Source organism: Thermohalobaculum xanthum (assembly GCF_016623495.1).
GTDB lineage: Bacteria > Pseudomonadota > Alphaproteobacteria > Rhodobacterales > Rhodobacteraceae > Thermohalobaculum > Thermohalobaculum xanthum.
On the sequence record NZ_JAEHHL010000010.1, the window covers coordinates 56,040 to 68,552 of the forward strand.

Here is a 12,513-nt window from a genome sequence, read left to right on the forward strand (position 1 = left end):
GTCATCCGTTTCGGTCATTGCACCTTGTTCCCGTCCGATCCGCCCGAGGCGATGGCGAAACGCATCAGGGCAACGAGCGTGTCGCAGCGATCCGAGAGCCGCGGCGCTTCAAGCAGCGCCTGGCGCTCCTCGACCGAGAAGGGACACATCATCGACAGCGAGTTGATCAGCATTTCGGGCTCGGCCTCGCGCATCGCGTCCCAGTCCGACGAGAGGTGCGCCGACTCGAAATACTGGCGCAAGAGCGCGAGGAAGGCGTCGCGGTCGAAGGCGGCATCCGTCTCGACCCGCCCGAGGTCCGCCGCGAAGTCGGTCCAGTCGGCGCGGACGCGCCGGTACGGCGTGAACCCGTCGAGCTCGCCCCGCAGGCGGAAGCGGCAGACACCCGAGAGCGCGATCAGGTAGCGCCCGTCCTCGGTCTCCGAAAGCGAGGTGACGCGCCCCGCACAGCCGATCGAGTGGAGTTTCGGCGGCTGGCCCGAGTTCTCGAAAGGCTGCACCATGCCGATCAGCCGGTGATCCGAGCGAAGCGCGTCATCGAGCATCGCGAGGTATCGGGGCTCGAAGATGTTGAGCGGCAGCCTGGCCCTGGGCAACAGAAGCGCCCCCGGAAGCGGAAAGACGGGAATGACTTCCGGAAGATCTGCAAGGGCGAAGCGCCGGGTCAAACGCCGGATCCTTTCTCAGGCGAAGATCATCGAGGAGAGCCGTCGGCGCCCCTTCTGCGTCAGCGGGTCCTTGGGGCCGAGCGTGTCGAACAGCTTGAAGAGCTGGGTCCGGGCCGCGCCGTCATTCCATTCGCGGTCGCGACGGAAGAGGTCGAGCAGCGCGTCGATGGCGCCCTCGTTGTCGCGCGCCGCGATCAGCGCGAGGGCGAGATCGTAGCGTGCCTGGTGATCGGAGGGGTCGGCCTCGAGCCGCGCGCGCAGCTCGGCGACCTCGCCGGTCTCCTGCGTCATCTCGGCAAGCTCGATCGCCGAGCGCGCCGCGAGGATCGCCGCATCCTTCTGCAGCTCGGCCGGCGCTCGGTCGAGCGTGGCCTTCGCCTCGTCGGTGTTGCCGGCGGCCAGCAGTGCGCGCGCCAGGCCGCCGATCGCGCGGCCATTGTCCGGGACCTCGGCCATGATCGCCGCGAAGGTCTGCGCTGCGTCCTGAAGCGCGCCCTCGGCCAGCATCGTCTCGGCCGCCTCCAGCGCCTCCTCGATGCCGTCGCCGCCCGCCATTTTGGCCAACCGCTCGACGAATGCCTTCACCTCGGACGGCGCAACCGCGCCCTGGAAGCCGTCGACCGGCTGGCCCTGGAAGAAGGCGTAGACCGTCGGGATCGACTGCACGCGCAGCTGGCCCGCGACCATCTGGTTCTCGTCGACATTGACCTTGGCCATGCGCACCGCGCCGCGGGCCGCGTTCACCGCCTGCTCGAGCGCCGGGCCCAGGGTCTTGCACGGACCGCACCAGGGCGCCCAGAAGTCGACGATCACCGGCACCTCGCGCGATGCCTCGATCACGTCCTCCATGAAGCTCTGGTCGGTAACGTCCCGGATCAGGCCCTCCGCGGGCTTTTCCGGTGCGGTATTGCCAAGCTCGATCATCGTCTCACCCTAAAATTGCGGTCGGCCTGCCCAAGGGGCTTTCGCCCCACATAGAGCCTCGCGGGGCGCGCCGCAATCATCCCGCGGCCGCGTGGCCGCCGCTTTCCGCGCGCGCGCGGGCCAGTGCCTCGAGCGCGTCAAAGTCCACGACCACCGCCTCGTGCCCCGTGAGTGCGACGAACCGCATGAGATCATCCCTCGAGATAGCGGTCGTCGCCTCGTTGTGTAGCGGGTGGACGTTGATCGTGTCGAAGTCGAGCAGCCGCGCGTCGAGCGCGAAGTTCACGCGGCCCTCGCGGTCGTTCAGCAGGCCGAAGGGCGTCACCGCGCCGGGCCGCACGCCAAGGCTCTCCCACAACAGGTCGGGCTTGCCGAAGCTGAGGTTCTTGGCGCCGATCTCCTTCTCGAGGTCGCGGATGCGGATCTCGCGATCCTCGAGACAGGTGGCAAGCCAGATCGCTCCCTTCTTGTCCTTCATGAACATGTTCTTCACATGCGCGCCCGGCAGGTCGCCGCGCAGCGCGCGGCTCTCCTCAACCGTGTGCAGCGGCGGATGCGTGTGATGGCGAAAGGCGATCCCGTGGTCGCGCAGGTAATCGTAGAGTTCTGCCTCGCCGGCCGGCGTCGCGCCCGTCATCACGCCCTCCTTCTGTCCCGTCCGGCAGCATAAGGCGGGGTGGCGCTGAGGCAAGGGCAGCCGGGCCGCCCGGCGCGATCAATCATCGGACGTGGATGCGGGCGGCGCGATATCGTGCCCGCCAGCGGCGCGGCGCGTCTGCGACGGCGTCTCGCCATGCATCTGCCGGTAGGCGCGGGTGAACGATGCGGCCGAGGCGAAGCCCGCCGCTGCCGCGACCTCGACCACCGGCTGCGCCGTCTCGATCAGAAGGCGCCGGGCATGGTTGAGCCTGAGCGCGAGGTAGTGGCCATGCGGCGAGACGCCGAACCTGCGGCGGAACAGCGTCTGCAGGTGCCGGGCCGACACCCCGGCGCGGCGGGCGATGCGCTCGAGCGGCAGGGGGGCATCGAGGTTGGCCTCCATCTCGCTCAGCGCGGAGGCCAGAACCGGCTCGCGCGGACGGGCGAGCGCAAGCGCCGGCGCCTGCTCCTCGCGGCCCGAGGGCTCGTAGATGAAGGCCTTGGCAACCTCGAGCGCGAGGGGATAGCCCAGCCGCCTGCGGATCAGCGCGAGCATCAGGTCGAGCGCAGGCCCCGCGCCGCCGGTGGTGAAGCGGTTGCCATCGATCACGAAGCGCGCGGGCTCGACGCGGATGTCGGGGAAGGTCCCGGCAAAGGCATCGAGATCCTCCCAGTGTGTCGTCGCGCGGCGCCCGGTCAGCAGGCCCGCGCGCGCCACCGCCCATGCCCCGCCCTCGATGCCGCCGATCACCGGCCGCTCGCGCCCGGCCCGGCCAAGCCGTCGGATGAGCGTCCCCGCCGCATGCCGGTCGATATTGTAGGAGGCGAAGACGAACAGCGGCTCGCGCGAGGCCAGAGGATCGAAGGCCCGCGCGGCAGGCACCGGGATCCCCGCCTGGGTCGGCGCGGCGGCACCGTCGGGCGTCGAGATGGTCCATGCGAATTGCCTGCGCCCCAGAAGCCGGTTGGCCGCGCGCATCGGCTCGATCACGGCCGCCACCTGGATCAGGGTGGTCTCGGGCAGGACCAGCAATTCGACGGCCAGAGGTGCGGGATCGGGTTCGAACACGGGTTGTTCCGTTTCTGCATCTTAAAGTTCCGATAATGTAGAGCACGGGTGGCCACATGCAGGCAATCTGCGCGAAAGCCAAGGGAGGATGCCTGATGCCGCTCGCCATGAACCGCGAGGTCTTCATCACCTGTGCCGTCACCGGATCGGGGGGCACGCAGGATCGAAGCCCGCATGTGCCGCGCTCGCCCAAGCAGATCGCCGAGAGCGCGATCGAGGCCGCCAGGGCCGGCGCCGCGATCGTGCACTGCCATGTCCGCGACCCCGAAACCGGCAAGCCCTCGCGCGATGTCGCGCTCTACCGCGAGGTGACCGAGCGGATCCGCGACGCCGAGGTCGACGTGGTTCTGAACCTCACCGCGGGCATGGGCGGCGACATCGTCTTCGGCTCGGTCGAGCAGCCCCTGCCGACGGTCGCGGGAACCGACATGATCGGCGCCTCGGCCCGCGTCGAGCATGTCGTGCAGTGCCGACCGGAGATCTGCACCCTCGACTGCGGCACGATGAACTTCGCCGAGGCCGACTACGTCATGACCAACACCCCCGGCATGCTGCGGGCGATGGCGAAAATGATGACCGACTCGGGCGTGCGCATCGAGATCGAGGCCTTCGACACCGGCCATCTGTGGCTCGCCAAGGAACTGGTTAAGGAAGGGCTGATCGAGGACCCGGTGCTGGTCCAGCTCTGCATGGGAGTGCCCTGGGGGGCGCCGGACGACCTCAACACCTTCATGGCGATGGTCAACAACGTGCCGGAGAGCTGGCATTTCTCGGCCTTCTCGATCGGGCGGAACGAGATGCCCTATGTCGCGGCGGCGGTGCTGGCGGGCGGCAATGTCCGGGTTGGGCTCGAGGACAACCTCTGGCTCGAGAGGGGCGTGCTGGCGACCAACGCGCAGCTGGTCGACCGCGCCGTCGGCATCGTCGAAAGGATGGGCGCGCGGGTGATCGGCCCGGACGAGGTGCGCAAGCGCCTGAAGCTGGAGAAACGGGCGCCGAGGTGAGTTCAAACGATGCCGTAAAGCTAGCGATCGTGGCGGCCACGTTTATCGTCGCCGCCTTGCCTATGCTTGCGAGAACCTGGAGAGGGCTCGCTGCAATCTCGATACCGATCGCATTGGTTGGCGGGTATTGCTGGTTGGACTCGCTCGCCATGGACGACCACTACACCGTGGAGATTGCCTTCGCTGTCGGCGCCTTGGTCACCACCGTCGGGGGTACGGTCGGCACAGGTGCCGCAGCGCTCCGTCTCGCCGGCAGCAAACACAACTGGCGCATCTCGCGCTTCCCGGTCACCGAGGTTCTGGCATCCGGCATCCTCCTGATGTTCTTCCTTGGTTACTGGCGGCTGCTCCTAGTTTGAGGATCTTTCAATGTCGTCACTTAAGAGAGCTGCCATCCTCGGCGGCGGTGTCATCGGCGGAGGCTGGCTCGCCCGCCTGATCGAGAACGGGGTCGAGGTCACGGTCTATGACCCCGACCCGGAGGCCAGGCGCAAGCTGGGAGAGGTCTTGGCCAATGCCGAGCGCGCCTATGGCAAGCTGACGCTCGCGCCCCGGCCCGCCAAGGGCGGCTGGCGGCTGGCCGGATCGGTGGCCGAGGCGGTCGAGGGCGCCGAGCTGATCGTCGAGGCGGTGCCCGAGCGGATCGACCTCAAGCACAAGGTCTATGCCGAGATCGAGACGGCGAATGCCGAGGGCATCATCGCCTCCTCGACCTCGGGCTACAAGCCGAGCGACCTGCAGAAGCCGCTGGCCCACCCGGAACGCCTGATTGTCGCCCACCCGTTCAACCCGGTCTACCTGCTGCCGCTGGTCGAGATCGTAGCGGGCGAGCGGACCGACGCGGGCGTGGTCGAGCGGGCCAAGGAGATCTACGCCACCATCGGCATGAAGCCCCTGCATATCCGCAAGGAGATCGACGCCTTCATCGCCGACCGCTTCCTCGAGGCCGTCTGGCGCGAGGCGCTCTGGCTGGTGAAGGACGGCATCGGCACGACCGAGGAAATCGACGACGCGATCCGCTTCGGCTTCGGCCTCCGCTGGGCGCAGATGGGCCTTTTCGAGACCTATCGCGTCGCGGGGGGCGAGGCGGGGATGCGCCACTTCATCGCCCAGTTCGGCCCCTGCCTGAAATGGCCCTGGACCAAGCTGATGGACGTGCCCGAACTGACCGACGAGCTGATCGACATGGTCGCCGACCAGTCGCACGCGCAGTCGGGCAAATACTCGATCCGCGAGCTCGAGCGCATCCGCGACGACAACCTCGTCGCCATCATGCAGGCGCTGAAGGCCAACGACTGGGGCGCGGGCAAGGTGCTGGCGGATTACGAGAAGCGGCTCTTCGCCCTGACCGGGACCAAGGCGCAGGACTTCTCCCGGCCCTTCGTCACCGCCGAGGCGCGCATCCCCGCCGACTGGACCGACTATAACGGCCACATGAATGAGAGCCGCTATGGCCAGCTTTTCTCGGACGCCGCCGACGGCGCGATGAAGGCGATCGGGGCGGATCAGGACTACATCGCCAGGGGCCTCAGCTATTTCACCGTCGAGATCCACATCCGCTATCTCGACGAGGCGAAGGCCGGCGACCGGGTGACGGTCACGACGCAGGTGCTGGAGGGCAAGGGCAAGAAGCTGCGCCTCTTCCACTGGATGCGGCACGAGGACGGGCGGCTTCTGGCGACCGGCGAGCAGATGCTGATCCATGTGAGCCTCGAGACCCGCGCCGCCTGCGACCCAGCCCCCGCCGTCGCGGCGAAGCTCGGCGAGATCGCCGCCGCCCACGCCGCCCTGCCCTTGCCCGAGGGCGTGGGCCGCGCGGTCGGGCAAAGGCCATGACCGCCCCCATCACGCTGCCCGCGGGCCATCGCGTCCTGATCACGGCCGGCGCGTCCGGCATCGGCCGGGCGATGGCCGAGGCCTTCGCCGACGCCGGCGCACGGATCTGGGTGGCGGATATCGACCGCGAGGCGCTGGCCGCCTGTCCCGACAGCTGGCAGCGCTGCGCAACCGACGCGGCCGACGAGGCGCAGGTCTCGGCCATGTTCGAGGAGATTGGCGCCCTCTGGGGCGGGCTCGACACGCTCTGCGCCAACGCCGGGGTCGCCGGGCCGACCGCGCGGGTCGAGGACATGCCGCTCGACGGCTTCCGCGACTGCGTGCGGGTGAACCTCGAAGGGGCGTTCCTCGCGGCGAAATACGCGGCCCCAATGATGAAGGCGCAAGGCTCGGGCGCGATGGTTCTCACCTCGTCCACCGCCGGGCTCTACGGCTACCCGAACCGCGCACCCTATTGCGCGGCCAAGTGGGGCGTGATCGGCCTGATGAAGACGCTGGCCATGGAACTGGGCCCGCACGGCATCCGCGCCAACGCCATCTGCCCCGGCGCGGTCGAGGGCCCGCGGATGGAGGGCGTCGTCGCCCGCGAGGCCGCCGCCAAGGGCATGACGCCCGAGGCCGTGCGCGCGGGCTATGCCGCCGGCACCTCGATGCGGAGCTGGGTCACGGCCGGCGACGTGGCGCAGATGGCGGTCTTTCTCGCCTCGCCCGCCGCCCGCCTCGTCTCGGGCCAGGCGATCGCGGTCGACGGCCATACCGAGAACCCGGACCCCAAGGTCTGACGGAGCATACGGGAGCAAGACAGATGCATTTCGGCCTGACCGAAGAACAGGAAATGATCGTCTCGACGGTCCGCAGCTTCGTCGAGAACGAGATCTATCCCCACGAGAACGAGGTCGAGCGCACCGGCGAGGTACCGCTCGCCGTCGCCGAGGCGATCAAGGCCAAGACGCTGGAGTTGGGCTTCTACGCCTGCAACTTCCCCGAGGAGGTGGGCGGCGCGGGTCTCTCCCACCTCGAATTCGCGCTGGTCGAGCGCGAGCTCGGGCGCGGCTCGATGGCGCTTACGCACTTCTTCGGCCGGCCGCAGAACATCCTGATGGCCTGCAAGGGCGAGCAGCGCGAGCGCTACCTCTTGCCCGCCGTCCGGGGCGAGCGGATGGATGCGCTGGCGATGACCGAACCCGACGCGGGCTCGGACGTGCGCGGCATGAAGACCTTCGCCCGGCGCGACGGCGGGGACTGGGTGATCAACGGCACCAAGCACTTCATCTCGGGCGCCGACCATGCCGATTTCGTCATCGTCTTCGTTGCGACGGGCGAGGACCAGACGCCGAAAGCGCCGAAGAAGCGGATCACCTGCTTCCTGGTCGACCGCGGCACGCCGGGCTTCACCATCCGGCACGGCTACAACTCGGTCAGCCATCGCGGCTACAAGAACATGATCCTCGAGTTCGACGACTGCCGCCTGCCCGACGCACAGGTGCTGGGCGAGGTCGATGGCGGCTTCGACGTGATGAACGAGTGGCTCTATGCCACCCGCATCACGGTCGCGACCATGTCGGTCGGCCGCGCGCGCCGCGTCTTCGACCACGCGCTCAGCTACTCGGCCGAGCGCAAGCAGTTCGGCCAGCAGATCGGCAAGTTCCAGGGCATCAGCTTCCAGCTTGCCGACATGATCACCGAGATCGACGCGGCCGATTGGCTGACCCTCGCCTCGGCCTGGCGGCTCGATCAGGGGCTGCCGGCGAACCGCGAGATCGCCTCGGCCAAGCTCTACGCCTCCGAGATGCTGGCCCGCATCACCGATGCGGCAATCCAGATCCATGGTGGGATGGGCCTGATGGACGACCTGCCGCTCGCCCGCTTCTGGCGCGATGCCCGTGTCGAGCGGATCTGGGACGGCACCTCCGAGATCCAGCGCCACATCATCAGCCGCGAGATGCTGCGCCCGCTGGGCGCATAGCCCGATGGCGCCTCGAAACGTCATCTCGCAACCGCGAAAGGAAGATTGACCGAGGCTGCACCCTTGGTATACCAGAGGGACGTTTCGGCATCTCGGCGGCCGGGACCGTCCGGGCCGCGGGGGTGCCGGAAGGCCGCGCCGCCCCGAGCGGGGGAGATCACGATGCGAGCCATATTCACGGCGCTGCTGGGCGCCGCCCTCATCGTCCCGTCCCTTTCGGCCAGCGCGGCACAAACGGCCTGTGACGAGGGCGAGCAGAAGATCCGCTTCAGCCATGTCGTCGCCGACAAGGGCCATCCCAAGGGCGAGGCCGCGGCCGAGTTCGCCGCCCGCGTGAACGCGACCTTCGAGGGACGCTACTGCGTCGAGGTCTATCCCTCCTCCACGCTCTTCTCGGACGACGACGTGCTGGACGCGCTGGTCGCCGGCGACGTCGAGATGGCCGCGCCCTCGCTCTCGAAGTTCGAGACCTATACCCTGGCGTTCCGGATCTTCGACCTTCCCTTCCTGTTCGAGGACATCGCCGCCGTCGAGCGGTTCCAGACCTCGCCCGCCGGCGAGGCGATGAAGTCCTCGATGCGCGACCGGGGAATTCTCGGCCTCGCCTACTGGCACAACGGCATGAAGCAGATGTCGGCCAACCGGCCGCTGAAGGCACCCGAGGATGCGGCCGGCCTCAAGTTCCGCATCCAGTCCTCGGACGTGCTGGACGCGCAGTTCCGGGCGCTGGGCGCCGAGCCGGTGAAGCTCGCCTTCAAGGACGTCTACGATGCGCTCGGCGACGGCCGGGTGCAGGGGCAGGAGAACACCTGGACCAACATCTACACCAAGAAGTTCTACACCCGTCAGGACGGGGTCACCGAGACCAATCACGGCATCATCGACTACCTGGTGATCGTGTCGCGCGACTGGTGGGAGGGGCTTCCGGCCGCCGATCGCGCCGGCATCGGGCAGATCCTCGTCGAGGTCAGCCACGAGTACAACCGCTTCTCGTTCGAACTCAACGAACTGGCAAAAATGCGCATTCTGGAGAATGGTGGAGCGGTGCGGCGGCTGACGAAGGGCAATCGCGAGAAATGGGTCGATGTGCTGACACCGGTGTGGCGGCAGTTCGAAAACGAGATCGGCGCCTCGCTGATCGAGGCGGCTCTGGCCTCGAACCGCCGCTGACCCCGCTGCCGCGCCAGGCGCCCGGCAGGGCGCGAGGGCGGCGGTCGTGACGCGCCGCCTGACGACCCTTCTGGCCCTCGCCTTGCCAGTCATGCTGGCCGCGGCGCTTGCCTGGTTGTGGGCGTGGGCCACCGGCATCGACGCGATGCGCCGCGACGCCGACTCGGAGATCGCGCTCGCCGTCGCCCGGATCGAGACGCCGCTGGCCAAGTTCAAGGAACTCCCGCGCGTCCTCGCCGACACCGGCCCCTTCGCCGAGACCCTCGCAGCACGCGACGAGTTGTCGATCGAGGCGTCGAACCGGCTGCTCGAGCGGCTGGTCAGCGTCACCGGCGCCTCGGACATTTACCTGATCGACACCGACGGCGTGACCGTCGCCGCGTCCAACTGGAACGAGCCCCGCAGCTTCGTGGGCCAGAACTTCAGCTACCGACCCTATTTCAGCCGGGCCATGGAGGGCGCGCTGGGCCGGTTCTACGCGATCGGCACCACCTCGAAGCTGCGGGGCTTCTATTTCGCCGTGCCGGTCGACGTGCAGGGCACGCGCCTCGGCGTGCTGACGGTCAAGGTGGATGTGGACGAGCTCGAGGCCGAGGCGCTTACCGGCGAGCGTGACGTCTTCTTCACCGATCCGCACGGCGTGGTGTTCCTCGCCTCGTCGCCCGGACTTCTCTACCGGACGCTTGAACCGCTGCCGCCCGATGCGCTGGACGCCATCCGGCAGAACCGGCAATACGACGGCGCCGAGATCCTCACCTTGCCCAAGCTGCCGGCGCGGTCGGTCGCGGGCCGTGAAACGGTCGACGGAACCGCGTGGGCGAGCGAGGGTGTCGCAACGGGCGAGGCCATTCTCACGCGGCTCGACCTGCCGCGGCTCGACCTCATCGCCCACATGCTGACGCCGGTGGAGCCGGTCGCCGCGCAGGCGCGCACCGTTGCGGCGATCGCGGCGCTGGCGAGCCTGGTGATCGCGCTTGTCATCGCGCTTCTCATCCAGCGCCGCCGGCGACTGGCCGAACGGCTCGCGATCCAGGCCCGGGCCAGGGCCGGGCTCGAGGCGCGCGTCGCCGAGCGCACCGCGGCCTTGACGCGCACCAACCGGCAGCTCTCGGCCGAAATCGCCGATCGCCGTGCCGCAGAGGCGGCACTGCGCCAGGCGCAGGATGACCTCATCCAGGCCTCGAAGCTCTCGGCCCTGGGCCAGATGTCGGCGGGCATCAGTCACGAACTGAACCAGCCGCTCGCCGCCATACGCTCCTTCGCGGAAAACGCGCAGGTCCTGATCTCGCGCGCGCGCACGGACGAGGCCGCCGCGAATCTGGGCCGGATTGCCGAGCTGACCTCGCGCATGGCGCGGATCATCAGCAACCTGCGGGCCTTCGCACGCAGGGAAGGCGAGCCGGCGACCGAGGTCGCGCTCGACCGGATCGTCACCGATGCGCTCGAACTGATGGAGCGGCGCCTCGCGGCCGAGGGCGCACGCGTCGACTGGCATCCGCCCGAGGCGCCGGTCATCGTCCGCGGCGGCCAGGTCAGGCTGGGGCAGGTCGTGATGAACCTCGTCGCCAACGCGCTCGACGCGATGACCGGCACCAGCGAGCGATGTATCGAGATCCGGGCCGAGCCGACGCCCGAGGGCGGCCGGCTCACCCTGCGCGACACGGGACCCGGCCTCAGCGAGGAAGCACGGCGCAATCTCTTCGACCCGTTCTGGACAACCAAGAGCGTTGGCGAAGGGCTGGGCCTTGGTCTCTCGATCTCGTTCGGGATCGTCGAGAGCTTCGGCGGACGGATTCGCGCGACCAACCATCCCGACGGCGGCGCCGTGTTCACCATCGATCTGCCCGGCGTCCATGTCGAGGCCGCGGAATGAGCGCGCAGATCGCCCCGCATGTGCTGCTTGTGGAAGACGACGCGATGGTTCGCGCGGCCCTCGCGCAGACCCTCGACCTTGCCGACATCGCCGTCGAGACGGCGGAGTCGGCCGAGGTGGCGCTGCAGCGGCTTGACCCGGCCTGGCCCGGTGCCGTCATCTCGGACGTGCGGATGCCCGGCAAGGACGGGCTTGCACTGCTCGACGCGGTCGTCGCGATGGACCGCGAACTGCCGGTGGTGATGCTGACGGGCGAAGGCGACATCCCGATGGCGGTCCGCGCGATGAGCGCCGGCGCCTACGATTTCCTCGAGAAGCCCTGCCCGCCGCAACGGCTGATCGAGGTGGCGCGCCGAGCCTGCCATACGCGCGCGCTGGTGCTCGAGAACCGCGCCCTGCGCGCCGAGCTTGCCGCGGCGCCGGGCACCGTCCGCCTGATCGGCGAAAGCGCCGCTGCAAAACGGCTGCGCGAGCAGATCGAGAAGGTCGCCGCCTCGGGCCTCGACGTGCTCATCCTGGGCGAGACCGGCGCCGGCAAGGAAGTCGCGGCGCGCATGCTGCATGCGCGCTCGGCACGTGCCGAAGGACCATTCATCGCGATCAACTGTGGCGCGCTTTCGCCCGACCTGGCCGGGTCAGAACTGTTCGGGCATGAAAAGGGAGCCTTCACCGGAGCGACGGCCCGGCGCATTGGCCGGTTCGAGCAGGCCGGGGGCGGGACCGTCTTCCTCGACGAGATCGAGTCGATGTCGCTCGACCTCCAGGTCCGCCTGCTGCGGGTGCTGCAGGAGCGCGAACTGGAGCGCCTTGGCGCCGAGCGCGCGATCCCGATCGATGTTCGGGTCATCGCCGCGACGAAGGCCGATCTGCACGCCGGCGCCGCCGAGGGGCGTTTCCGATCCGACCTGACATATCGCCTCGATGTCGCGCGGGTCGCCGTGCCCCCGCTGCGCGAGCGGCGCGAGGATCTGGCCGCGCTGTTCCGCCATTTCGTGGTCGAGGCCGCGTCGCGCGCGGGGCAGACCGCGCCACAGGTTCCCGACGCGCTGGTGGCCGAGCTTGCGGCACATGAATGGCCCGGCAATGTCCGCGAGCTCAAGAACGCGGCACAGCGTTTCGCGCTCGGCCTCGACTGGCATGCGAGCGGCACGCAGTCCGCGGAGCCGGCCCCGGATGGAACGGCAGCCACCCTTGTGGCGCGCATGGCTGCCTACGAGAAATCGATGCTCAGTGACGCCCTGCGCGCAACCGGAGGCCATGTGCCGACGGCCTGCGAGCGTCTGGGTACTCCGCGCAAGACCTTCTACGAGAAGCTCGCGCGTCACGGCCTCAAACCGGACGACTTCCGTTGAAGCGCCCCTTCC

General features: G+C 68.9%; 12 protein-coding genes. 8 read left to right on the forward strand and 4 right to left on the reverse strand.

The genetic code is table 11. The features are described from left to right. Nucleotides 1-14 precede the first annotated feature (14 nt). The 4 genes from H0I76_RS16160 to H0I76_RS19710 all read right to left on the reverse strand — a co-directional run bounded on the left by H0I76_RS16160 (nucleotide 15) and on the right by H0I76_RS19710 (nucleotide 3,300). The gene (locus H0I76_RS16160; protein WP_200612113.1) at nucleotides 15-668 is read right to left on the reverse strand and encodes an LON peptidase substrate-binding domain-containing protein; all 654 of its coding nucleotides are present in this window, start codon (nucleotides 666-668) and stop codon (nucleotides 15-17) included. 15 nt (nucleotides 669-683) lie between these two features. After that, nucleotides 684-1,592 carry a thioredoxin family protein gene (locus H0I76_RS16165; protein ID WP_200612115.1) on the reverse strand — a complete coding sequence of 303 codons (909 nt, stop codon included), beginning with the start codon at nucleotides 1,590-1,592 and terminating at the stop codon, nucleotides 684-686. 76 nt (nucleotides 1,593-1,668) lie between these two features. Next, entirely contained in the window at nucleotides 1,669-2,229 is a 561-nt protein-coding gene (locus H0I76_RS16170) for a prolyl-tRNA synthetase associated domain-containing protein (RefSeq protein ID WP_200612117.1), read from the reverse strand. Nucleotides 2,230-2,307: 78 nt separating this feature from the next. Further along, complete coding sequence (locus tag H0I76_RS19710; RefSeq protein WP_200612119.1) at nucleotides 2,308-3,300, reverse strand: GlxA family transcriptional regulator; 993 nt, start codon at nucleotides 3,298-3,300, stop codon at nucleotides 2,308-2,310. Nucleotides 3,301-3,395: 95 nt separating this feature from the next. Here H0I76_RS19710 and H0I76_RS16180 point away from each other — a divergent pair, with 95 nt between their 5' ends. The 8 genes from H0I76_RS16180 to H0I76_RS16215 all read left to right on the forward strand — a co-directional run bounded on the left by H0I76_RS16180 (nucleotide 3,396) and on the right by H0I76_RS16215 (nucleotide 12,501). After that, complete coding sequence (locus tag H0I76_RS16180) at nucleotides 3,396-4,304, forward strand: BKACE family enzyme (RefSeq protein ID WP_200612122.1); 909 nt, start codon at nucleotides 3,396-3,398, stop codon at nucleotides 4,302-4,304. A gap of 149 nt (nucleotides 4,305-4,453) precedes the next feature. After that, a complete protein-coding gene (locus tag H0I76_RS16185; protein ID WP_200612124.1) occupies nucleotides 4,454-4,663 on the forward strand; it encodes a hypothetical protein in 210 nt (69 codons plus the stop codon). A 10-nt stretch (nucleotides 4,664-4,673) separates the two neighbouring features. Beyond that, nucleotides 4,674-6,140, forward strand: coding sequence for a carnitine 3-dehydrogenase (locus H0I76_RS16190; RefSeq protein WP_200612126.1), 1,467 nt, complete (start codon nucleotides 4,674-4,676; stop codon nucleotides 6,138-6,140). Then, nucleotides 6,137-6,922, forward strand: a complete 786-nt coding sequence (locus H0I76_RS16195; protein WP_200612128.1) for an SDR family oxidoreductase — start codon at nucleotides 6,137-6,139, stop codon at nucleotides 6,920-6,922. The genes H0I76_RS16190 and H0I76_RS16195 overlap by 4 nt, the downstream gene beginning before the upstream one ends. Nucleotides 6,923-6,945: 23 nt before the next feature. After that, the gene (locus H0I76_RS16200) at nucleotides 6,946-8,106 is read left to right on the forward strand and encodes an acyl-CoA dehydrogenase family protein (RefSeq protein ID WP_200612138.1); all 1,161 of its coding nucleotides are present in this window, start codon (nucleotides 6,946-6,948) and stop codon (nucleotides 8,104-8,106) included. Nucleotides 8,107-8,268: 162 nt separating this feature from the next. Next, entirely contained in the window at nucleotides 8,269-9,276 is a 1,008-nt protein-coding gene (locus tag H0I76_RS16205) for a DctP family TRAP transporter solute-binding subunit (RefSeq protein WP_200612141.1), read from the forward strand. A gap of 46 nt (nucleotides 9,277-9,322) precedes the next feature. Then, nucleotides 9,323-11,149 carry a sensor histidine kinase gene (locus tag H0I76_RS16210; RefSeq protein ID WP_200612144.1) on the forward strand — a complete coding sequence of 609 codons (1,827 nt, stop codon included), beginning with the start codon at nucleotides 9,323-9,325 and terminating at the stop codon, nucleotides 11,147-11,149. Next, entirely contained in the window at nucleotides 11,146-12,501 is a 1,356-nt protein-coding gene (locus tag H0I76_RS16215) for a sigma-54-dependent transcriptional regulator (RefSeq protein ID WP_200612147.1), read from the forward strand. Before H0I76_RS16210 ends, H0I76_RS16215 begins: the two co-directional genes overlap by 4 nt. Nucleotides 12,502-12,513 lie beyond the last annotated feature (12 nt).